Raw genomic sequence first — 22,666 nt, forward strand, 5'->3', positions numbered from 1 at the left:
CTGAAACTTGAAACAAATTATTTTTCTTCCATCGAATCAATAATCATATACGCCACTCTTAACGCTTCCGTTCCATCTTCCAACGTTACCACCGGAGTAGTATTATTGTTAATCGCGTCAGCAAAGGTTTCCAATTCATCCAAAATGGCATTGTTCATCGAAACCTCCGGATTGTCAAAATAAATTTGTTTTTTCACACCTTCAGCATTCTGCAAAATCATATCAAAATCTCCAGGAACTTCCGGTGCGTCTTTCATTTTTACTACTTCACACACTTTGTCCAAATAGTCCACTGAGATATACGCATCTTTTTGAAAAAAGCGTGATTTTCGCATATTTTTCATCGAAATTCGGCTCGAAGTGACATTCGCTACACAACCATTTTCAAACTCAATTCGAGCATTGGCAATATCGGGCGACTGACTCAACACCGAAACACCACTGGCATGAACTGCTTTTACTTTCGACTTTACCACACTCAAAATCGCATCAATATCATGAATCATCAAATCCAAAACCACCGGAACATCCGTTCCTCTCGGATTAAATTCCGCCAAACGATGCGTTTCAATAAACATTGGATTGTCAATTTGATTTTTCACGGCAATAAAAGCCGGATTAAATCGCTCCACATGACCAACCTGGCCTTTAACATTGTATTCTTTTGCTAAAGCAATGATTTCTTCCGCTTCTTCAACCGTGGTAGAAATCGGTTTTTCAATAAAAACATGTTTGCCCGATTTAATCGAAACTTTAGCACATTTATAGTGCGAAAGCGTAGGAGTCACAATATCAATCACATCCACAGCGTGAATTAATTTGGCAATCGTATCAAAACGTTTATAACCAAATTCAGCCGCAATTTTCTCGGCATATTCAGCATTTTCGTCATAAAAACCAACTAATTCGTATTTGGAAGATTGATTAAGTAATCGCAAGTGTATTTTTCCAAGGTGTCCGGCACCCAAAACGCCAACTTTAAGCATAAATGTAAATTTTATCAAAAATAGTAATAATGAGAGCATCTTGCAATCAAAATTCAAAAATCATCATTCAAAATTCTTGATTCACTATTTTTTTGTGCCTTATCCCGCTTTTCGTTACAAGATTTTTTGTCCACTTGGCATTTTCTAAGCTAAAAAATGTGCTTCCGCTGGTCGCAATTTTTTGTCAAGAAAATGACCAAATGGCCTGCAAAATGCTTTCCACTACAATCGGGGGCAGGGGAGTGTTCAGTAGTCAGTTTTCAGTCTCAGTTTTCAGTCACTCCCGAAAACTTTCGGGATCAGTCACAGTTTTTCCCAACTCCCAACTCCCATCTCCCAACATTTGCAAGTTCACTATTTATACTTTAATTTTACCCAAACAAACCCAAACCCCAAGTGAGAGATACAGAAAAACATCAAGGACTTCGCAATCAGTTAGTAAAGCTGTTATCCGAAAAAGGAATAACCGATAAAAATGTGTTGGAAGCCATCAAAAAAATTCCACGACATCTGTTTCTTGATTCCGGATTCGAGCAATTTGCTTACCAAGACAAAGCTTTTCCAATTGGTGCCGGGCAGACTATTTCACAACCTTATACCGTAGCTTTTCAATCTCAATTATTAGAAGTAAAAAAAGACGATAAAATTCTGGAAATCGGAACCGGTTCCGGCTATCAAACAGCTGTTTTATGCACATTGGGAGCCAAAATTTATTCCGTAGAACGCCAAAACGAATTGTTCAAAACCACTTCTTTATTGTTGCCAAAATTGGGTATCAGACCAAAACTTTTAACTTTTGGAGATGGTTACAAAGGCTTACCTAACTATGCTCCGTTTGACAGCATAATTGTAACAGCCGGAGCACCAATCATCCCAAAACCATTAATGGCTCAATTAAAAATAGGAGGAAGGTTAGTCATTCCACTCGGCGAAAAAGAGCAAATCATGACCTTACTAATTCGCAAAAACGAAACCCAATTTGAAAAACACGAATTTGGAGAATTTCGATTTGTGCCGTTGCTGGAAGATAAGAATTAGAATGTAATTTAAGATTGAATTTCTTTTGTTCATTTTCGAATTTAGACCTGACAGGTTTTTAAAACCTGTCAGGTCTAAAAAATATACAACTTCCATTATATCGTAATAACCAAAAGATTTTTTCACTATTTTTATAAAAAACTAAAGCTATGATTAGAAAATTACTCTTTTTACTTGCTCCATTCTTTTTAAATGCTCAAGGTTATACGAGCTATTTTACCGGAAATACAACCAATATTACCACAAATCCAGAATTTGGAGTTTGCTTAATGGGCGGTGCTACCGAACATGATGAAGCCATGAAATGGTTACTTCAAAAAGCAAATGGTGGTGATGTATTTGTTTTGCGAAGTTCGGGCAGTAATGGGTACAATAATTACTTATATTCACAACTAGGTATTACCGTTAATTCTGTAGAAACCTTAGTCATTACATCCGTTGCCGGAGCTACAAATCCTTACGTTTTAGATAAAGTAGCCAATGCCGAAATGATTTGGTTTGCCGGTGGAGATCAATGGAATTATGTATCGTATTTTAAAAATAATGCTTTAGAAGATTTATTAAACCATCATATCAATGTAAAAAACGCACCGATAGGCGGAACAAGTGCCGGAATGGCAATTTTGGGTGGAAAATATTTCAATGCTCAAAATGGTTCGGTTACATCTTCACAGGCGATGAATAATCCGTATCATCCCAATGTAACGTTGGGTTACGATGATTTTCTTACCGTTCCGTTTTTAGAAGATGTGATTACCGATACGCATTATGATAATCCGGACAGAAGAGGAAGACAAAGCACTTTTATTGCCCGATTTAAAAATGATTTTAATTTTGAAGTAAAAGGAGTTGCTGCCAATGAATACGTTGCAATTTGCATTGACGAAAACGGAAAAGCCAGAGTTTTTGGCGAATATCCGGCCTATCAAGAATATGCTTTTTTTGTGCAAGCCAATTGTAGTAATCCTAACGATATAGAAACTATTCAATCTGGCTCTCCGTTGACTTGGAATTACGGCGGACAAGCTTTAAAAGTATATAAAGTACCAGGAACAATGACCGGAGATCATTTTTTTGATTTAAGCAATTGGCAAAGTGGTTCAAATTCAGGAGGAACGTGGGAACATTGGTCAGTAAACAATGGTGTTTTTGCGTCTGTTGCCGGAACTCCAGTTGATTGTTCATTAGCAACAAACAATTTCGACATTTCTAATTTTCAAGTCGTTCCAAATCCAATGTCAAAAAGTTTTTCTGTAAACGGAATCTCTTTTGCTCAAATTTCTCTTTTTGATATGCAAGGCCGACTTGTTTTACAAAAACAAATCACTAATCAAGAAATCATCGAAACAAATCAGTTGCTATCAGGAATCTATACAATCCAAATTAAAGAAGGAAATAAAATTCAAACCAAGAAATTAAGCAAAAAGTAAAAACAAAACCCGCCGAAAAGCGGGCTTTTTTTATCCAATAATATTGATATATCGCTCTAAACTTTCCTTTTCAATTTGGGCAATAAAAAGCAAAAAATCTTCTTTATTGCCATTTGTTTGAGCAGTTTCTAATGCATTATAATACTTCATTCGGTTGTCATAATCACCTTTAATATTGGCAATAACATAACCGTGTTGCAATAAAATTAAATTCATGACCAAACGAGAGGTTCTGCCATTTCCATCAATAAAAGGATGAATAGTAACCAATCGTTCATGCATTTCTGCAGCCAAAACCACCGGATGCAATTTGTTTTTATGGGTTTCATACCAAATAAAATAATCTTCCATGTCTTTTGCAACCATGTAGGGTTGAGGTGGCATGTGGCTGCTTCCTTTTATCATGACTTGAACGCGACGATATCTTCCGGCATCTTCCGGAATAATTCCTCTTAAAATAAGATTATGTATGGTTAATAATTCTCGTTCAGAAAAGCTAAATCCTTTTTCCATTAATTGTTTAATATATCCAATCGCTTCTTGATGATTAATGGCTTCCAAATGCTCACGCATACTTTTTCCGGAAACGGTTAAACCTTCATTAATAACCAAATCTGTTTCTCTGAGTGTTAGCGTATTTCCTTCAATTCGATTACTTTCAAACGTATATTCTAATTCTAGTGCTTGTGCAATTCTATAACTGTCAAATGCTCTTTTTTGATCTAAAACTTTCTTTAAAACATCAATTTCATTTAGTATGCTTTTTAATGAATTTGAAATCGTGTCTCGCTTAAAAGTGGCATTGTATTTCATTTCGCTTTCGGCAACCATCAATGCTTTTAGACCAAAATTTTCATCATCTCCAATTTCATATAGTATTTTTTCTTTTAACCAAGCCACCATCAAGGTTTCATAATCTATTTCTAATATTGAGGCAAGTTTTGTTATTTGGTCACGAGTAGGTTTTCGGTTTCCATTCTCAAACTTACTAATCAATGCTTGATCAATACCAAGGAGTTGAGCTACTTCTCTAGTTTTTAAATTTTTATTTTCACGAGCTGTTTTTAATAAGTTTTTCATACTTCATTATTTTGTCATGACAAATTTAGTCATAAATTTTGAAATACAAAATAATCTTATACTTTTTTAAACTTTATTTTAAATTAGAAATTCTTTTTTATCCGATCAATGTCTCTTTTGCTGTCGCGATCTTTAATGGTTTCACGTTTGTCATAGTTTTTCTTTCCACGACAAAGAGCAATTTCCATTTTAGCATATCCTTTTTCGTTGATATATAAACGAAGAGGTACAACTGTTAATCCCTTGTTTTGTAAATCTTTTTCAAGACTTTTTAATTCCTTTTTATTCAAAAGGAGTTTTCTTTCGCTTTTTGCTTTATGGTTATAATGCGTGCCAAATGAATACTCTTCGATGTTTGAATTGATTACAAACAATTCACTATTACTAAATTCACAAAAACTTTCGGCAATAGAAGCTTTCCCCAAACGAATTGATTTGATTTCGGTGCCGGTCAATACAATTCCAGCATCATACCGATCGATAATTTCATAGTCAAATTTAGCTCGCTTATTGAGTATGTTTATTGTTTTTTGCATAGGAATGCAAATGTAAAATAAAAATGTGTTTTTTTTATCCCTTTTATTACTTAAGAATTATTTTTTGGTAAATGATTTTTATCAGGTTTTATAAGATTAGTTGATTTTACATTTGAACTGTAATTTTAATACAAATACAAAATGAGAAAAATAGTTATTGCATGTATTCTTTCGTCATTATTCATGACAAATTTTACCCAAGCACAAGAGCAAAAAAGTGATAAAGATTTTAGTAGATGGCAAGTTCGTTTACGTGGAATTGGTGTTGTTCCTAATGAAAAAGCAACAATCGGAATTATTGGGGGAGATGTAAACATATCAAACGCAATTGTACCGGAATTAGATTTCACTTATTTCTTTACTGAAAATTTTGCTGCTGAATTAATTTTAGGAACAGCTAAACATGATGTTCGAACAGTTGGTTCTGATATTTCTGCAATTGGCGGTCCAACTAGTTTTGATGTTGATTTAGGTAGTGTAATGTTACTTCCTCCAACGTTAACAGCTCAATATCATTTTTTTCCATTAAAAGAGAAAAAATTTAAACCTTATGTTGGTGCCGGTATCAACTATACAATTTTTTATAATGTAAAAGAAGGAGATGTTGTTAAAGGAATTGAATATGATAATGCAATTGGGTTTGCAGCACAAGTTGGTTTTGACGTGATGTTGAATGAAAAGTACTTTGTAAATTTTGATGTAAAAAGACTTTTCTTAAAAACGGATGTAACAGTAGATGCTTCTAATTTAGCAGAAGGTTTATCTATTCCAGCTGAAGTTGAAATTAATCCTTGGATTATTGGTTTAGGTTTTGGAATGAAATTCTAAATAAATTATTGGTTAGTAATCGGGTAAATCCGAAAGATAGAGTCGAATGTGAAAACGTTCGGCTTTATTTTTTTATTAACTTTTTATTAACTGTCGTTCAAAATTCAAAAAATAGTATTAAATTCGTTAATATTTGAATTAAAAACTAATTTTATGATAAAAAATGTACTTAGAGTAGCCGTTTTATTTAGCTTATTTGCTATTTCTTGTTCACAAGAAGAAAATCAAAAAAGTGAGGAGTTAATCGTGATTTCTAATCAAAAAGATCCATTAACAGCTCGACAAATCAACGATTTAATTAATTCGTTTAATCAAAATGGGAAAAAATTCTATTGGCGAGAGGTTGATACTCATACGCTTTGGAGTGCTGTTTTACAAAGTAAAAATTTAGTTACTATTGGTTTCGGTAAAAACAAAGATGATTTTGACCGAACAAAATCGCCGGATGCCACAAAAATGCAAAATGAAATCGTATCTCTTTTAAAACGTTATGAAGGAGATCAAAATGATAAATTGGTTTTTTCAGAAGATACATATTTGAATTTGATTGATGTGGTTATTACCAAACAAGAAACACTAGAGGCTTTAAGACGAAACAAATTTGTTCGTTATGTTGAGCCGGCTGATTATCGTTATTTTTCAATCGAAAATCAAGGAAATCCAGAAGACAATCAAATGGAATCTGATTCTGGTTGTGGTTATAGTACATCAACAATTAGTACTTCAGATGTAACTACAATTTCTCCAAATGCACAAGTTCCATGGGCATTTTATAAACACGCAATTCCATCGGCATGGAATTTATCTTCTGGTGCTGGAGTAACAATTGGTGTGGTTGATACTGGATTATCTCCGCAACAAACGCTTATGAATGGTAACTTTAATACGGGTCAATCATCAGGAAGATTTGTACAAAAATATGGTGTTTATGTTGACTCCATTTGGCCTTGGTCCACTTCAACAGATGGTGTAAATGACCTTTGTGGACACGGAACAAGCATGGCATCAGTTGCTACAGCTCCAAGAAATAATAATGGTTTACCAATGGGTGTAGCCTACAATGCAAATTTAGTATCCTATCGTGCTTCATCAGATGTAGTTTTAAACGGATATCATGAACAAAATGGTGTGAAAAATGCCTTCACTGCTTTGGGAAATCGTACTGATGTTAAGATAATTTCAATGTCAATGGGGCATATTTTCTCTGTTGGAAAAATAGAAGATGGTGTGCGTTACGCCAATAACAAAGGAAAATTAATTTTTTGTGCTGGAGGAACGTCAACCTCATTCACCAATTTTGTAGGCGTAATTTTTCCAGCTTGGATGCCGGAGACTGTTGCTGTTACTGGAATAAAAGAAGCATCAACCTATCAAAAATGCGATGTATGTCACAGTGGTGCTGAGATTGATTTTACTATTATGATGGAACGTTCAGGAACCGGAAACAAAGTACCTGTGTTGAGCTACTATAACAACCAAGCGGATTACGTAGGCGGTTCATCTGTTGCTACTGCAACAACAGCTGGTATAGCAGCATTGGTTTGGGCTAAAAATCCAACTTGGACAAAAGCTCAAGTGTTGACTAAAATGAAACAATCATCCCAATTTTATCCAACTAAAAATTCGCAATTTGGTCACGGAATTATCAATGCGTTAACTGCTGTTCAATAATTCTTGATAGCTTAAAGTTTACCACGAATTTCCTAAATAAGCACAAATTAATTTGTGTGAATTTTGAAATTCGTGGTTTTTTATTTGTAATGAGTCAATTTGTGCTCAATTTTATCTCCACTAATTATAATAGTATATAAATTTCCAAATTGATTATCTTCTATTTGTGGATAAATTTCTTTTTCTAAAAATGCATTGATTTGTGATGGAATAGTGTTGCTGTGACCCACGATTAATATGGTTTTACCGTAATGCTTTTCAATGATTTCTTTTAATGAAAATTTTGCTACATCATAAAATATCATATCTTTTTGTTTGGATGTTGCTATTGTACTACAAGTCATTTGCGTTCTTCGAGTGAGTGTAGTATAAAAGAAATCTATGTTTTTTTTTTCAAAATATTTTGTCCACCTGACAGCTCTTTTCAAACCCTCATCAGAAAGTTCAGGGTTTTGTGTACTATCTGCTTTTTCAGCATGACGAATAAGGTATAGGGTAGTAGTTTCGGATTGTGCAATTGAAACTTGAAATACAACTAATAATAAAAATGAGAAAATAAATTTCATGAGAATAGTTTTTATAAAAGTAATAAAATGAAAATTTCTATTCAGTAATTTTTGCGATATTCTTTTAAACTACTACTTTTGCCATCTCTTTTCGGGATGTAGCGCAGCCTGGTAGCGTACTAGCATGGGGTGCTAGGGGTCGCTGGTTCGAATCCAGTCATCCCGACAGTAAAATCCCTTGAGCCAAGCTCAAGGGATTTTTTATTTTTATTTTTTAATTATTCTCTTTTTAATAATCCTTCCGATTATACACTTTTTTATTTTGTTGATTTTTGTATGATCTCAATTATGTTTTGAATGTTAAATTATACAAATATTTTACGGTAAACCACAAAAATTAATAAAACTGCTAAAAAAAAGTGTTCTTTTTGTAAAAGATATTATTTTTTTGTTAAATTTGAGTCCCCTTAAATCTATTATTAACCAAAAATTAGCACTATGGCAACTGTTTACGAATCCATTGAAAATGAGAGAATCTCATCTCTCATCTTTCCTAAATCAGATGTTTTAAATAGAAATGAAGCAATTCAGCAACGTTTTAACGAGTTGAAGATGGCTCTTACTTTCGGCAATTTGGATTATTTCAAAATCAAAATTTACTTTGAAGACAACCAATCTAAAAAAGTGGTTGAAGCCAAAGTTTGTGGTGTAACCAAAAATCGTGTTATTCTAACGCGTGGTATAGGAATTCCCATAAACAGAATATACAAAACGTTTAAGTTTTACAATTAATTAAAATCATATGATTGCATCAAGTTTATATTTCTTCGAACCAGTGGAGAAAGAGGTAATCTGTGATTATACTTTTCCTGAAGAAGATGTTTTACAAGATACATCTTTAAAAAGGAAACGAATAGCAGAGTTAGTTCGAGGTATGGCATACGGAAATATGTATCGCAATAAAATGCGCATATTTTTTGAAGATGATACTTCTAAAAAAGTTGTGGAAACAACAATTTGGGGTATTACTGATGATAAAGTTGTTTTAAAATCAAACACTTACATTCCAATTAATAGAATTTATCCTTCCGGTGAGGATTTTTAGTTAGTTTTTTTAATGTAAAACACCAGCTTATTGCTGGTGTTTTTTTATAAATTTTCTATTAAATTTAAATCCAATTGATTTTGTTTATAAAAGGTTAAAGCTTCATTTTTAAGTTTTAAAAATGCTTCTTTTTGTTGAAGTTTTTGAAGTATAATTAATTTTTGAAGGAACCAATCTCCTTTTTGTTCAGGTTCCATTTCTTTTGATTTTAAATGATCTAATTCAAGAGATAATTTTTCCAATTCTACTTTATTATTGAATAGTTTTAAATAAAATTCAGTTATAAATAATGTTCCATATACATTATTTTTATTTTCTTCTAAAAGTTCAGACATCAATTGAAAAAGTTCTACACTTTTCTTTTCATTTTTTAAGGCTTTTGATTCTTCTTCCCATAAAAAATCATTTCCGGTTTTGGATAATCCTAATCCGATAGTGTAAGCTTTTACTTTTTGAATTTTTGCTAAATCCCATTTATCTTTATCTTTTTGGATAGATTCTAACAGAATTTTTTCCAAAACTTTTATTTCTGTTCCTTTTTTAGCCCCTTTTTCAAAATCTTTTAAATCATCTAAATGTTCATACCAGTATTGAAAAAAGCCATTATCTATATGATTTACGGTATTCTTTAAAATTAAATAACTTTGATTATTCTTAAGGTTTTCTTTTGGATAAACTTGATAAAGTTCGTTTGAAATTGTATTGCACAAGTCAACATCTTGATACAATTGAACCAAATCTGAGTAGGAGTAAAGTGTCTTAATACTTCGATCACCACTATTATATTTCTTTGCTAAACTTCCTGTTCGTTCTTCCGGATTTAGAGCTTTTTTTCCAATATTGATGAGATAATCAACTTCTGCTTTTGCACCTGAATAATGCACAAAATTTCTTTCCGTATCAAAAAACAGAAAAAAAGGAACACCTTGAAATTTTAATTTTTGTGATGCCATAAACAAACTGTCTTTTGACTTCATTCCATCACGTGTGTTGATTTTGTAACTTACAAAATGTTGATTGTAAAAATCGGCCATTTCTGCATTGTCAAATAGAGGTTCAATACTTAAACAAATAGTACAAGTAGAATTATAATATTCAACAAATACAAGTTTGTTTTCTTTTTTTGCTTTATCAAAAGCCACGTTAATATCTGATTCAAATTTTACCTTTTGACTAAAAAGTAATTGTGAGATAAATATAAAAAGCAGTGTAAATCGCACAACTGAATTTTTTTGAATGAATACAAATTTACTTTTTTAAAGTCAATTCATTCTAACTTTATTGGTTTTTTAACCTTCTCAAGGTTTAAATTAAGTTGATTTTTATTGGAAGTATGTATTGGCATCGCACTTGCTTTTTGTCTTTTACTGCCGGATACCAAGGTTCATCAAACTTATTCATTACGCGAATAACCTCTTTTTGATACGATTCAGGAACATTATTAATCACTTTGATGTCAGAAATCGTTCCGTCTATTTCAACAATAAAACTACAAATGATTTCTGTTACAGGACTTTCATTTTTTGGAAACTTAAAATTGCGTGACATGAAACGATACATCGCATTTTCGCCATACATTAATTTGGGTTGGATTTCTACTTCATTAGTCAAAAAGATTTTTTCTACAGTATTAACATGATGAAGTTTTTTCTGGTATTGTTCTTCTTGAGCTATTATAGTGGCAGAAGTAAACATTAACAAGAAAATAATAAAATATTTGATATTAATCTTCATAAAAAATAGTTTTCCAAACTTTTGGATTTAGATAATGAATCATTTGATCAGGACGAAATTCTCCATTTCTAACAAATGCTTTTGCATCTGTATTGGTAATCATTAAAGCACCACAAAGCGTTTCGTTTTTAAAGAACGTATTTTTAAGTTCATTATTTTGATCCGTAAAATAATATTCATCTTCTTTTTTAGAATTATGAAGAACGATTCCCTCTTCAAAAAAAACAAAATAATACAAATTTTTGTTCTGTTTTTTAAAAAACTTCTTATACTGGTTAGACATATATTTTTTTTCTTCTATGGCAGTTTTATGGTAATAATTGGTAGAACTATTGGAACATAAATCATCTTTAAAAACATACTCAATCAAGATTAAAGCACTATCATTTAATTTTTTTTGCGTCATTTTTTCAATCAAATCTAAGAAAGAACGATATTCTAATTGAAAATAATTAAACTCCTTATCGTGAAGCCGATGAATATATCCACTGTCTTTTTTTATATAATGCCAACCCGTTACATGTAAACTCGTATCTCTCCATTTCTTATAATATTCTTCTTCAGTTAATGCGGTACCATCAATATCTAAGAAAAGGTATTTGATTGTTTTACTGTCATATTTATAGTGATTAGGCACTTTGTTTAAGTCCTGTGAAAATAGGCTAATCGGTAAAAAAAAAAAGATAAATAAATACAAATAGTTCATAAGTTTTCTTTTGTTAAAGATATAAAAAAAAACACCAATTCATTGCTGAATTGGTGTTTTCAACCTAACTAACCAATTTATGAAAACTTTTACTTTACTAATTCACTTTGGTTTCTAAATACCAATTCGTTATCAAAACTATCAAGTAAAATAATGCTGTCGGTTTTAACAGTTCCGCTTAAAATTTCCTTAGATAATTTGTTTAAAACTTCACGTTGAATCACTCTTTTTACCGGTCTGGCTCCAAATTGTGGATCATAACCTTTCTTGGCTAAATAATCAATGGCTTCCGGAGTAGCATCCATCGTGATGTTTTGCTGAGCCAACATTTTAGTAACACTTTTTAACTGCAAGCCCACAATTTCTCTAATGTTTGCATTGGATAAAGGTGTGAACATGACGATTTCATCAATTCGATTGATAAACTCCGGACGAACAGTTTGTTTTAATAATCCCAACACTTCTACTTTTGCAGCTTCGGTTGCGGCTTCTACCGAAGCCTCGGTACCACCGGATAAATTTTCAAATTTTTCCTGAATAATGTGGCTTCCCATGTTGGAAGTCATAATGATAATGGTGTTTTTGAAATCGGCTACTCGACCTTTATTGTCTGTTAATCTTCCTTCATCTAATACTTGCAATAAAATATTGAACGTGTCGGGATGAGCTTTTTCAATTTCGTCCAACAAAACCACTGAATACGGTTTGCGTCGAACAGCTTCGGTCAACTGACCGCCTTCATCATATCCCACATATCCGGGAGGAGCACCAACCAATCGGCTTACGGCATGACGTTCTTGGTATTCGCTCATATCAATTCGGGTCATGGCATTTTCGTCATCAAATAAATATTCGGCTAAGGCTTTCGCTAATTCGGTTTTACCAACACCGGTTGTTCCTAAGAAAAGAAAGGTTCCAATTGGTTTTTTCATGTCTTGTAATCCGGCACGGCTTCTTCGAACAGCATCACTAATCGCTTCGATAGCTTCTTCTTGACCTACAACACGATGGTGCAATTCGTCTTCTAATTTTAGTAACTTTTCGCGTTCACCTTGTAGCATTTTTGTCACGGGAACACCGGTCCATTTTGCAACCACTTCGGCTATGTCTTCTCGGGTTACTTCTTCTTTAATCAAGGAAGTTCCCGACTGATTTTCTTGTAATTGCATTTGCAATTTATCCAAACGCTCTTGAGCTTCTTTAATTTTTCCGTAACGGATTTCGGCAACTTTTCCATAATCGCCATCACGCTCGGCACGTTCGGCATCCAATTTAAAGTTTTCAATTTCAATTTTCACGTTTTGGATGTTATCTACCACTTCTTTTTCAGATTTCCATTTGGCAAAAATCTCGTTGCGTTCTTCTTTTAAGTTGGCTAATTCCAGACCTAAAATTTTCAGTTTAGCTTCGTCATTTTCGCGTTTAATGGCTTCGATTTCGATTTCTAATTGCATAATTTTTCGATCCAAAACATCCAATTCTTCGGGTTTGGAATTGATTTCCATTCGCAATTTAGAAGCGGCTTCGTCCATTAAATCGATGGCTTTGTCCGGCAAGAATCGATTGGAAATATAGCGTTGTGATAATTCAACAGCTGCAATAATCGCTTCGTCTTTGATTCGCACTTTATGATGCGTTTCATACTTTTCTTTGATTCCACGCAAAATCGAAATGGCACTTTCGGTATCCGGTTCATCCACCATAATTTTCTGAAAACGTCTTTCCAAAGCTTTGTCTTTTTCAAAATATTTCTGGTATTCGTCTAAAGTCGTTGCACCAATCGCACGCAATTCGCCACGAGCCAAAGCCGGTTTTAGAATATTGGCAGCATCCATCGCACCTTCGCCACCTCCGGCACCCACTAAAGTGTGAATTTCGTCAATAAAAAGTACAATATCACCTTCCGAACTAATTACTTCTTTTACAACCGATTTCAAACGTTCTTCAAATTCACCTTTGTATTTAGCTCCGGCAATCAAAGCTCCCATGTCTAATGAGAAAACGATTTTTTCTTTTAGATTTTCGGGAACATCTCCAGCTACAATTCGATGTGCCAAACCTTCGGCAATGGCGGTTTTACCAACTCCGGGTTCACCCACCAACATCGGATTATTTTTAGTTCTGCGTGAAAGAATTTGCAACACTCTTCGGATTTCTTCATCACGACCAATGACGGGATCGAGTTTGCCGTTTTTGGCTAGTTCGTTGAGGTTTTTGGCGTATTTATTCAAGGAATTATACGTTTCTTCAGCTGAAGCCGAAGTAACTCGTTCGCCTTTTCGTAATTCAGAAATGGCGGCTTCCAATCCTTTTTCGGTTACACCTTGGTCTTTTAAAATTTGTGCAACTTTACTTTTGGATTTAAAAATGGCCAATATCAAATGTTCGATAGAAACATATTCGTCGTTCATTTTTTTGGTAAGGATAGAAGCTTCGTTTAGCATTGTTCCTGCTTCACGAGAAAGCATCAACTCGCCTCCGGAAACTTTTGGAAAACTTTGAATTGTGCTATCCAAAATCTGTGAAAATAAGTTCACATTCACGTTCATTTTTTTCAAAATAAATGGAGCAACGTTTTCATCCACTTCCAAAATTCCTTTGAAAATGTGTTCGTTTTCCAGTTGTTGCTGACCAAAACCTTGTGCAATTTGCTGAGCTTGTTGCAAAGCTTCTTGCGATTTAATGGTTAAATTTTTTAAATTCATAGTACTATATTTTTATCAGATGATTTCTAAATTGATTTTCAATATCTTTGTTGTCCTAATGTCAATATGTATTCCAATTCAAAAAAGAAGACAAAATGACTGATTGCCACACAAAATCGAGACTAAAACAAGTCAAAATGTCCTAAAATAAGACAAAATGAGTTTTTTTACCAATTTATTCGGAAGTTCAGAAAATGAAAAACCATCCAAAGTAGGATGGAGGATGCTCACCGATTTAGGTCAGCTCAACGAACTTATCGAGTTATCGCATCAACAAACGGTTTTGATTTTTAAACACAGCACCCGATGCAGCATCAGTAGGTTTGTATTGAAAAATTTTGAAAACGAATATGATTTTTCAGAAGAAGAATTACAATCGTATTTTCTAGACTTATTAGAATACAGAAACATTTCCAACGAAATCGCAAATCGATTTGAAGTGATGCATCAATCGCCACAAATCCTTTTAATTAAAGACGGAAAATGTGTTTATCATGAATCACATGATGGAATAAATGTAGAGAGTTTGAAGCGTTTTGTTTAAGAATTACCTTCTAATCCTATTCCTACTAATAATATCCTTCAACTTCATTTTCAAATCCTCACCGGTATCAAAAACCATTTGTTCATTGCTTGGAAACGGAACGCCTCTTTTGCCAAAATAAGTGATATATTGTTCGTCAAAAGCTCGACGATCACCTCTGAAAGTAGCATAAATGTGTTCAAAAATGAACTCACTTGCAAGGGGAAATGAGTTAATCAATTGATTGTTGTTAAAATCAATGTAATCCACTTTCGCAGTAACTTGACAAGCTTTAAATTGTGTAAATTCATAAGCTGTTCCTTTCACAGTAATAAATCGATCTACTTTTATAGGATTCCCTAAACTATCACGTACAATATTGCCATTAGCATCCACCAAGTTTTTTACACCGTCTTTAATTTGTTTTTCTTGAATAACTTGTTTTTCTCTGATTTGTTCCGGTGAAATATTGATTGCTCTAAAGTTTAATATAATACCAAAATCATACGTAATACCTTGTTGTCTATTACTATGATAAACCGTCCATTTATCGTTTAAACCGTATGTGCTAAAATCCAATAAGTCATTTTGCAAGCGGTTAGGAATCATGATATTGGTTTCGTTTTTTGTATAAACGTGTACAAAATCAGTACCTTTAAAACGGGCTTCTTCTATCAAATTGTTTACATCTTTAAATCCGGGATTAATTTGATTCAAATACACTAAATCATCCACAATCTTTCTGGCTTGTAATTTATTGGCCGTCTTTAAATTGTTTTTGGAAAGGGTATACAAATAATTAGATAAAGCATTTTTGCTGTTTGAAATTTCAGTTGTATAATTATCCATCGGAAAAATGGCATCTCTACCTTCCTTTAAAAGTTTTAATGGCAACAATGGTCGAATCAATTCTTGTCTGTTGTGAAGCGAAAGATAGGTATTGTATATTTTTTCTAAATTAGCTGGATTATTTTCTTTTGACCACGCTTCTACATTTCGTAAATCTCGCTCTTTAGCTTTAGCAAATGCCTCTTCTAAAACATACACATAATCTTGTTTCCCTTTTGCATTTTTATTGTTTCGCAAACTACTGGTCGCCGATGCAATTGCCCTGTCATAATCACCTGAATTGAGCATTTTCATCGTGCTTTTTACACCACAAGAAAAACTAAAAAATAACAATAAAAGAAATGTAATTTTTTTCATGAGATTTAATTTCTTACAAATATAATTTTTTTGAAGCTAATCCGGCTTTTCGTTCCAAGCTTTTTTGTCTTGTTGTTTTTTTCTAAGCCAAAAAAGGAGTTTCCTGCGGTCACTCTTTTTTAGCAAGAAAAAATACAACAATCCTGCAAAAGGCTTCCCACTTCAATCCGGGCTAAAATGTGCCTTTATTAGAAGTAAAAACAGAAAAAAGAGAATAGAAAAAAGAGAATAGAAAAAAGTGAATAGAAAAAAGAAATTAGATTTAAAAAAAACTCCGGTCATTAACCGGAGCAAAATTTTACTGTCTTACAAACGTTGGAAGTAGTCTACTGGTTACTTCACCAAAACCAATTCTGACTTGGCTATTTTGACAATATCCTTTCATCGTTACGGTATCATTGTCTTCTATGAATTTTCGTTCGGTTCCGTTGGATAATTTGATTGGATTTTTTCCACCCCAAGTTAATTCCAACATTGAACCAAAACTTTCCGGTGTTGGACCGGAAATGGTACCGGATCCCATCATATCACCAGAATTTACTTTACAACCGTTAGAAGTATGATGAGCCAATTGTTGAGCCATTGACCAATACATGTGTTTAAAATTAGAAGAACTTATTAAATTAGGTTCGCTATTATTCGGTGTTAAATAAACTTCTAGATTAATATCGTAGGCGTGTTTTCCTTTTTGTTGTAAATAAGGAAGTGGAGCAGGTTCTTGTTTTGGTCCTTTTGTTCTAAATGGCTCTAATGCATCCATCGTTACAATCCAAGGTGAAATAGAAGAAGCAAAATTCTTTGCTAAAAAAGGACCAAGCGGAACATATTCCCATTTTTGCATGTCTCGAGCACTCCAGTCATTCAATAATACCATTCCAAAAATATAATCTTCTGCTTCTGCAACCGGAATATTTTCTCCCATAATATTGGCATCAGTGGTAATAAATGCCGTTTCTAATTCAAAATCTACCAAACGTGATGGTCCAAAAACGGGTTGTGTTTCTCCAGCCGGTAAGGTTTGACCCATTGGTCGGTGAACCGGAATACCGGAAGGAATTATCGTTGAACTTCTTCCATGATATCCTACAGGAATATGTAACCAATTTGGCAACAAAGCATTTTCAGGGTCACGAAACATTTTTCCAACATTGGTAGCATGTTCCTTACTGGAATAAAAATCGGTGTAATCACCAATTAATACCGGCAATTGCATTTCAACTTCATTGATGTTAAAAATAATGATATCTCGGTGTTCTTTGTTATCTCTAAGCTTAGGGTTTTCAATATCAAATAAATCTCCAATTCTGTTTCGAACCAATCGCCATGTTTTTTTACCATCAGAAATAAAATCATTTAGGGTATCTTGCATGAACATATCATCGGTTAGTTCAATTCCTTCAAAATAATTTAATTGTTGCATGGCACCTAAATCAATAGCATAATCTCCAATTCTTGTACCAATTGTAATAATGTCATCTTTGGTTAAAAAAACACCAAATGGAATATTTTGAATAGGAAAATCACTGTCTTTAGGCACGTTAAGCCAAGATTTTCGATTAGGATTATTTGCAGTTATGGGCATTTTTGTTTATTTTTTTGTGTTGAAAAATTATCAATCAAATATATAGTTTACTATTAATTTAACAAACATAATTCGTATTTTTGAGCTCAATTTAACGAAATATTATCAAATGCAACGCGACGAACAAATTTTTGAACTCATCTTAGATGAACAAGACAGACAAATTCATGGATTAGAACTTATTGCTTCTGAGAACTTTGTAAGTGATCAAGTTTTAGAAGCTGCGGGTTCTGTATTGACCAATAAATATGCAGAGGGATATCCCGGAAAACGCTATTACGGTGGTTGTGAAGTAGTAGATCAAATTGAACAAATTGCTATTGATCGAGCAAAAGCTTTATTTGGAGCTGAATATGCAAATGTGCAACCACATTCAGGTTCTCAAGCGAATACAGCTGTATTTTTTGCTTGTTTGAAACCAGGTGATAAAATTCTAGGTTTTGATCTATCTCATGGTGGACATTTGACGCATGGTTCTCCGGTGAATTTTTCAGGTAGATTATATCAACCTGTTTTTTATGGAGTTGAGAAAGAAACAGGAAGATTGAATTATGATAAAATTCAGGAAATAGCAATACAAGAGCAACCTAAAATGATTATCGCAGGGGCATCTGCTTATTCTCGAGACATGGATTTTAAACGTTTTAGAGAAATAGCGGATAGTGTGGGAGCTATTTTGTTAGCTGACATTTCCCATCCTGCGGGACTAATTGCCAAAGGATTATTGAATGATCCGGTACCACATTGTCATATCATCACTACTACAACACATAAAACATTACGCGGACCTCGTGGTGGAATGATTTTAATGGGAAAAGATTTTGAAAATCCCTTCGGAATCAAAACACCAAAAGGAGAAATCAGAATGATGTCATCATTATTAGACGCAGCAGTGTTCCCTGGGAATCAAGGAGGTCCTTTAGAGCATATCATTGCAGCAAAAGCAGTTGCTTTCGGTGAAGCTTTGTCTGATGAATTTTTTAGATATGCTCTTCAAGTTCAAAAAAATGCAAAAGCGATGGCAGAAGCATTTGTGAAAAGAGGTTATGATATTATTTCCGGCGGAACGGATAATCACATGATGTTGATTGATTTACGCAACAAAAATATTACCGGTAAAGAAGCTGAAAATGCTTTAGTTAAGGCTGAAATTACAGTGAATAAAAATATGGTTCCATTTGATGATAAATCACCTTTTGTTACATCGGGAATTCGTGTTGGAACTCCTGCAATTACAACTAGAGGTTTGGTTGAAAAAGACATGGAAACAGTAGTTGACTTTATTGATAGAGTAATTCAAAACCACACTAATGAAGAAATCATTGAAGAAGTGGCTGATCAAGTAAATGAATTTATGGGCGAAAGAGCCATTTTTGTCTATTAAAAAATTGTTAATAACAATCTTAATAACAACCTTCAGAAGTGTTTATCTTCTGGAGGTTTTTTTGTATTTTTAATGATTAAAAAGTAAGTTTTTATTTACCGATTACAAATTCAATTATGAAGAAAAACTACTGGCTGTTTCTTGGTGTGTTCCAATTGTTTAGTTGGACCGCTTTAGCACAAGAAAATGCTGTAAAACATACTGTTAAGAAAGATGAAACAGTAATTTCTATTGCTCAAAAATATAAAGTTACACCTAATGATCTTTACAAAAACAACCCTGATTTAGTTAATGGAATTGTAGAAAATAGTGTTTTAATTATTCCACAGACCAAGGTAGTTGTGAATAAGCCAGAACAAATTTCTAATTCAATTAATAAGGAAAACGAAGTAATATCACACCGCGTTCAACAAGGTGAAACCAAATTTGGACTTTCAAAAAGATATGGTGTTAGTATTGAAGAATTAGAAAGGCAAAACCCACATATTGTGAGAATGCTTCAAGAAGGTCATCTTCTAATAATTAAAGGAGGGAGAGATAGCAGGCCCAAAGCAATTCAAACTGAAAATTCAAATGTTAGTTTTGATTATATTTCTTATGAAGTTCAGCCGGGAGAAACATTATATGGTTTGTCAAAAAGATATGGAACAACAGTAAATACGCTTATTGATGTTAATAATTTGCAGAGTATTTTAAGAAGTGGTCAAATTTTAAAAATTCCAACAAAACAAAAAACAAAGACAACTGAAATTTCTCATAGTAATGTTCATATTGTTTTAGCCGGAGAAACCAAATATGGATTATCAAAACGATATGGAGTAACCATTGAAGAGTTAGAGCGTTTGAATCCACATATTGTTCGAATGTTGCAAACTGGTCATGAAGTTGTTTTACCTTTCACCAAAAATCAAGAAATTGCTTCTAAAGAAATAAAACAAGAGGTTATAACTAAGAAAGATGAGATTACTCCTAAACAAGTTATTTCAACAGCAAAAGATGAGCCAAAAGAAGAAGTAGTAGCTGCTCAGTCAAAAAAAGAAGTACCAGAAAATAGTGAAGTAAAACCTACGCCAAAATCAGAACTTATTGTTGAAGAAACAAATGCTTCAAACATAACTGATTGGGTAGATTATGAAATTCAACCTAAACAAACATTATTTGGACTTTCAAAAATAGCGGGAGTTAGTCAGGAGAAAATGTTGGAAATTAATCCGATTTTGAATGAAGGTGTAAAAGCTGGAACGATTATTAAATTACCATCAAATGCAATTTCAGCTATTCCTGTAGTAGCAAAAACTGAAATGAATGAAAGTAAACCAGCTTCAATTGAAAAAAGTACCGCTTTAGAAAAAACCATCGAGGTTAAAGGGTTGGTGAGTTCATTAAATAAAATTGAGAAGAAAGAAATTGCTCTGCTTGTTCCATTTTCAAAAGAAAGTTACGAGACATATTTGAAATCACCAAGTCAAACTATTTCATACAAAGAAGAAATGGAATTTTATTTAGGAGCAAGTATAGCCATTGATTCCTTAAAAAAACTTGGAGTTTCTTTAGACGAAAAGTTAGTGACTTTAGGAATTGACAAGGAAGCAAGAATTGATTTTTCAAATTTGAAAAAATTAAATCTTCAGCAAAGTAATGCATTGTTTTATTTTTCAAATCAAAAAAATACCGAGAAGTTGAGTGATTTTGCTCTCAAAAGCAATATTCCATTAATTGTAAATCAAATTGAAGAAGGTAATACTAAAGTTGGGTCAACTTATGTGGGTATTCCATCTCAAAATGATTTAGCTATCATGATTTTAAATTATATAGCTGCTAAAAATGGAAATCTAATTGTTGTAAGTGACGAAATAAGTTCGTTGAATCATGATTTTATAGAAAGTCATTTTCCCAAAGCCAGATTTGTCAAGTCTTCCTCAAAAGGTGTTCTTGAGGAGGAAGTAATCAACAAAGAGCTAATAATGAACAGAATTAATTTTGTTTTGCTAAATACTGATAAATCAGGTTTGATTCTCAATACAACAACCGCTTTATTGAAAGATATGCAACAGTATCAAATTCAATTAGCATTGTTAAAACCTAAAGAATTGGTACTCAATGAAAGTTTGTCGGAAATGCGATTTAAAGCGTTGAAAATGATTTATCCTTCTTATTCCAAAAGAAAAAATCAAGTTGCTTTAAAAGTATTTGAAAATAAATGTAAACAAAACTATGGTATTGCTCCTTCGCCTATAATTATTCAAGGATTTGATCTTACGTTTGATGCTTTGATTCGACTTTATCAAAATAAAAGTTTAGAAACGTTGGCAAAAGACGAAGTAACAAATCAGTTAAATTATACATTTCAATATTATAAAAATCAATATGGAGGATATTTTAATAAAGGAGCTTATATCCTTCAATATGATATTGATTCAGATAAAAAAATTGTAAACTAAAAGTTTAGACAATATATGTTTTTAACTAAAGAAAATAAAATTCAAACTTATCGGAACAAAGGTAATTGGAAAACGGTATTTTTATATGTATCGTTTTTATTATTTTACTCTTTTTCAATTGCTCAATGTCCGACAGTCACCAATTTGAGTCAATCTTTTTGTGACGTTCAATCACCTACAATTGCGAGTTTACAAGCTACAAACAATGGTGGTGGAGTGGCTTGGTTTGCAACGGATACTTCTACGACACCTTTAGCATCTGGGCTTGGTTTAGTGAATGGAGAAGATTATTTTGCTGATAGTAGTGGTGGAAATTGTGGTACACGAGTTAGAGTGGTTGTGACAATTTATTCAGCTCCAACAGGCCTTCCATTTCAAGGCCCTTGTGTAGATTCACCTGAACTTGCAACTATATCTACTTTAGTTTTAGTAGGAAATAATATTAGATGGTACAATGTGCCTACGGGAGGAACAGCTTTAGATCCTTCAACTGTCTTGATTCCTAATACGTTATATTATGCATCCCAAACTAATCCTGATACCGGTTGTGAAACATCTCGTTTTACAGTTTTTGTAACTTTTGGAGTTGTGCCTGTTCCAACTGGTCCTCCTCTTCAAATCTTCTGTCAAGATAATTCAAATCCTCCTACTGTTGCTAATTTAATTGCATCTGGGAATAATAATTGGTATTTAACAAGTACTTCAGGAATACCATTACCTTTAGATACTATTTTAGTTGATGGTCAAACCTATTATGCTACTACCGTTGATCCTCCTTGTCAAAGTTCTGAACGATTTGAAGTACTTGTTTCAATCCAAACACAAAATAACGCTGGTACAAATGGAACTGTCTCATTTTGTGAGGATCAGTTATTATCTAGTGGGCCAATCAACTTATTTGATTCTTTGGGAGGATCTCCATTTAATACGGGAGTATGGTCGGGTCCAATTTTCCTAACAAATAATCATCAAGGAACTTTAGATGTTAGTTCATTAACGTTATCGGGAAGTCCATATATTTTTACTTATACTGTAAGTTCTTCTACTGAATGTCCCCCTGCTTCAGCCACCGTAACAGTAACGATTAATCCGATTCCAAATGCCGGAAGTAATGGAAGTATCACTTTATGTGAAACGAGTGCCAGTGTAGATTTATTCACCCTTTTGGGTAACAATCCTGAAACGGGCGGAAGCTGGTCACCACC

At 33.2% G+C, this 22,666-nt stretch carries 20 protein-coding genes and 1 tRNA gene; 11 read left to right on the top strand and 10 right to left on the bottom strand.

From position 1 onward, the window contains the following. Positions 1-17: 17 nt before the first annotated feature. Positions 18-986 (bottom strand): Gfo/Idh/MocA family protein, encoded by a 969-nt coding sequence (locus H601_RS0110035; RefSeq protein WP_026711402.1) that lies wholly within the window; start codon positions 984-986, stop codon positions 18-20. A gap of 396 nt (positions 987-1,382) precedes the next feature. Between H601_RS0110035 and H601_RS0110040 the strand changes: the two genes are divergently transcribed. After that, positions 1,383-2,024: a protein-L-isoaspartate(D-aspartate) O-methyltransferase gene (locus H601_RS0110040; protein WP_026711403.1), complete on the top strand. Its 642-nt coding sequence runs from the start codon at positions 1,383-1,385 to the stop codon at positions 2,022-2,024. Positions 2,025-2,173: 149 nt separating this feature from the next. Next, positions 2,174-3,454, top strand: a complete 1,281-nt coding sequence (locus H601_RS15555; RefSeq protein WP_035655827.1) for a cyanophycinase — start codon at positions 2,174-2,176, stop codon at positions 3,452-3,454. Positions 3,455-3,484: 30 nt separating this feature from the next. Here the strand turns inward: H601_RS15555 and H601_RS0110050 are convergent, their stop codons facing one another. Beyond that, positions 3,485-4,534 carry a Fic family protein gene (locus H601_RS0110050; protein WP_026711404.1) on the bottom strand — a complete coding sequence of 350 codons (1,050 nt, stop codon included), beginning with the start codon at positions 4,532-4,534 and terminating at the stop codon, positions 3,485-3,487. Positions 4,535-4,617: 83 nt separating this feature from the next. Next, a complete protein-coding gene (smpB, locus tag H601_RS0110055) occupies positions 4,618-5,070 on the bottom strand; it encodes an SsrA-binding protein SmpB (protein WP_026711405.1) in 453 nt (150 codons plus the stop codon). A 141-nt stretch (positions 5,071-5,211) separates the two neighbouring features. Between smpB and H601_RS0110060 the strand changes: the two genes are divergently transcribed. Next, complete coding sequence (locus H601_RS0110060; RefSeq protein WP_026711406.1) at positions 5,212-5,898, top strand: OmpW/AlkL family protein; 687 nt, start codon at positions 5,212-5,214, stop codon at positions 5,896-5,898. Positions 5,899-6,051: 153 nt separating this feature from the next. Further along, positions 6,052-7,569 (top strand): S8 family peptidase, encoded by a 1,518-nt coding sequence (locus H601_RS0110065; protein ID WP_026711407.1) that lies wholly within the window; start codon positions 6,052-6,054, stop codon positions 7,567-7,569. 80 nt (positions 7,570-7,649) lie between these two features. On the opposite strand, the gene H601_RS0110070 is transcribed toward H601_RS0110065, so the two are convergent. After that, complete coding sequence (locus H601_RS0110070) at positions 7,650-8,135, bottom strand: phosphoglycerate mutase family protein (RefSeq protein WP_026711408.1); 486 nt, start codon at positions 8,133-8,135, stop codon at positions 7,650-7,652. 92 nt (positions 8,136-8,227) lie between these two features. On the opposite strand from H601_RS0110070, the gene H601_RS0110075 reads away from it, so the two are divergent. From H601_RS0110075 to H601_RS0110085, 3 genes are all read left to right on the top strand, one after another. Next, a tRNA-Pro gene (locus H601_RS0110075) sits at positions 8,228-8,301 on the top strand. A gap of 272 nt (positions 8,302-8,573) precedes the next feature. Next, positions 8,574-8,867 carry a hypothetical protein gene (locus H601_RS0110080; protein ID WP_026711409.1) on the top strand — a complete coding sequence of 98 codons (294 nt, stop codon included), beginning with the start codon at positions 8,574-8,576 and terminating at the stop codon, positions 8,865-8,867. 10 nt (positions 8,868-8,877) lie between these two features. After that, the gene (locus H601_RS0110085; RefSeq protein WP_026711410.1) at positions 8,878-9,180 is read left to right on the top strand and encodes a hypothetical protein; all 303 of its coding nucleotides are present in this window, start codon (positions 8,878-8,880) and stop codon (positions 9,178-9,180) included. A 44-nt stretch (positions 9,181-9,224) separates the two neighbouring features. Here the strand turns inward: H601_RS0110085 and H601_RS0110090 are convergent, their stop codons facing one another. From H601_RS0110090 to clpB, 4 genes are all read right to left on the bottom strand, one after another. Further along, positions 9,225-10,400: a DUF255 domain-containing protein gene (locus H601_RS0110090; protein ID WP_169628264.1), complete on the bottom strand. Its 1,176-nt coding sequence runs from the start codon at positions 10,398-10,400 to the stop codon at positions 9,225-9,227. An 85-nt stretch (positions 10,401-10,485) separates the two neighbouring features. Beyond that, positions 10,486-10,914, bottom strand: coding sequence for an energy transducer TonB (locus tag H601_RS0110095; protein ID WP_026711412.1), 429 nt, complete (start codon positions 10,912-10,914; stop codon positions 10,486-10,488). Continuing rightward, complete coding sequence (locus H601_RS0110100; RefSeq protein WP_156900384.1) at positions 10,904-11,551, bottom strand: hypothetical protein; 648 nt, start codon at positions 11,549-11,551, stop codon at positions 10,904-10,906. The genes H601_RS0110095 and H601_RS0110100 overlap by 11 nt, the downstream gene beginning before the upstream one ends. 158 nt (positions 11,552-11,709) lie before the next feature. Then, positions 11,710-14,325: an ATP-dependent chaperone ClpB gene (clpB, locus tag H601_RS0110105; protein WP_026711414.1), complete on the bottom strand. Its 2,616-nt coding sequence runs from the start codon at positions 14,323-14,325 to the stop codon at positions 11,710-11,712. A gap of 157 nt (positions 14,326-14,482) precedes the next feature. On the opposite strand from clpB, the gene ytxJ reads away from it, so the two are divergent. Continuing rightward, positions 14,483-14,869 carry a bacillithiol system redox-active protein YtxJ gene (gene ytxJ / locus H601_RS0110110; RefSeq protein WP_026711415.1) on the top strand — a complete coding sequence of 129 codons (387 nt, stop codon included), beginning with the start codon at positions 14,483-14,485 and terminating at the stop codon, positions 14,867-14,869. Positions 14,870-14,872: 3 nt separating this feature from the next. Here the strand turns inward: ytxJ and H601_RS0110115 are convergent, their stop codons facing one another. Together H601_RS0110115 and fahA are read right to left on the bottom strand one after the other, a co-directional pair. After that, the gene (locus tag H601_RS0110115; protein ID WP_026711416.1) at positions 14,873-16,054 is read right to left on the bottom strand and encodes a hypothetical protein; all 1,182 of its coding nucleotides are present in this window, start codon (positions 16,052-16,054) and stop codon (positions 14,873-14,875) included. 298 nt (positions 16,055-16,352) lie between these two features. Continuing rightward, positions 16,353-17,636 (bottom strand): fumarylacetoacetase, encoded by a 1,284-nt coding sequence (gene fahA, locus H601_RS0110125; RefSeq protein ID WP_026711417.1) that lies wholly within the window; start codon positions 17,634-17,636, stop codon positions 16,353-16,355. 109 nt (positions 17,637-17,745) lie between these two features. On the opposite strand from fahA, the gene glyA reads away from it, so the two are divergent. The 3 genes from glyA to H601_RS0110140 form a co-directional block, all read left to right on the top strand. Next, a complete protein-coding gene (glyA, locus tag H601_RS0110130) occupies positions 17,746-19,020 on the top strand; it encodes a serine hydroxymethyltransferase (RefSeq protein WP_026711418.1) in 1,275 nt (424 codons plus the stop codon). Positions 19,021-19,136: 116 nt separating this feature from the next. Further along, positions 19,137-21,461 (top strand): LysM peptidoglycan-binding domain-containing protein, encoded by a 2,325-nt coding sequence (locus tag H601_RS0110135; protein ID WP_026711419.1) that lies wholly within the window; start codon positions 19,137-19,139, stop codon positions 21,459-21,461. A 15-nt stretch (positions 21,462-21,476) separates the two neighbouring features. After that, positions 21,477-22,666: hypothetical protein (locus H601_RS0110140; protein WP_026711420.1), on the top strand; the 1,190-nt coding region annotated here is incomplete at its 3' end.

The sequence above is a fragment of the Flavobacterium filum DSM 17961 genome, assembly GCF_000425465.1.
GTDB classification, from domain to species: domain Bacteria; phylum Bacteroidota; class Bacteroidia; order Flavobacteriales; family Flavobacteriaceae; genus Flavobacterium; species Flavobacterium filum.

Coding starts and splice junctions, on each gene's coding strand:
- H601_RS0110035 (WP_026711402.1), bottom strand. CDS start 986: ATGCTTAAAGTTGGCGTTTTGGGTGCCGGACACCTTGGAAAAATACAC.
- H601_RS15555 (WP_035655827.1), top strand. CDS start 2,174: ATGATTAGAAAATTACTCTTTTTACTTGCTCCATTCTTTTTAAATGCT.
- H601_RS0110050 (WP_026711404.1), bottom strand. CDS start 4,534: ATGAAAAACTTATTAAAAACAGCTCGTGAAAATAAAAATTTAAAAACT.
- smpB (WP_026711405.1), bottom strand. CDS start 5,070: ATGCAAAAAACAATAAACATACTCAATAAGCGAGCTAAATTTGACTAT.
- H601_RS0110060 (WP_026711406.1), top strand. CDS start 5,212: ATGAGAAAAATAGTTATTGCATGTATTCTTTCGTCATTATTCATGACA.
- H601_RS0110065 (WP_026711407.1), top strand. CDS start 6,052: ATGATAAAAAATGTACTTAGAGTAGCCGTTTTATTTAGCTTATTTGCT.
- H601_RS0110070 (WP_026711408.1), bottom strand. CDS start 8,135: ATGAAATTTATTTTCTCATTTTTATTATTAGTTGTATTTCAAGTTTCA.
- H601_RS0110080 (WP_026711409.1), top strand. CDS start 8,574: ATGGCAACTGTTTACGAATCCATTGAAAATGAGAGAATCTCATCTCTC.
- H601_RS0110085 (WP_026711410.1), top strand. CDS start 8,878: ATGATTGCATCAAGTTTATATTTCTTCGAACCAGTGGAGAAAGAGGTA.
- H601_RS0110095 (WP_026711412.1), bottom strand. CDS start 10,914: ATGAAGATTAATATCAAATATTTTATTATTTTCTTGTTAATGTTTACT.
- clpB (WP_026711414.1), bottom strand. CDS start 14,325: ATGAATTTAAAAAATTTAACCATTAAATCGCAAGAAGCTTTGCAACAA.
- ytxJ (WP_026711415.1), top strand. CDS start 14,483: ATGAGTTTTTTTACCAATTTATTCGGAAGTTCAGAAAATGAAAAACCA.
- H601_RS0110115 (WP_026711416.1), bottom strand. CDS start 16,054: ATGAAAAAAATTACATTTCTTTTATTGTTATTTTTTAGTTTTTCTTGT.
- fahA (WP_026711417.1), bottom strand. CDS start 17,636: ATGCCCATAACTGCAAATAATCCTAATCGAAAATCTTGGCTTAACGTG.
- glyA (WP_026711418.1), top strand. CDS start 17,746: ATGCAACGCGACGAACAAATTTTTGAACTCATCTTAGATGAACAAGAC.
- H601_RS0110135 (WP_026711419.1), top strand. CDS start 19,137: ATGAAGAAAAACTACTGGCTGTTTCTTGGTGTGTTCCAATTGTTTAGT.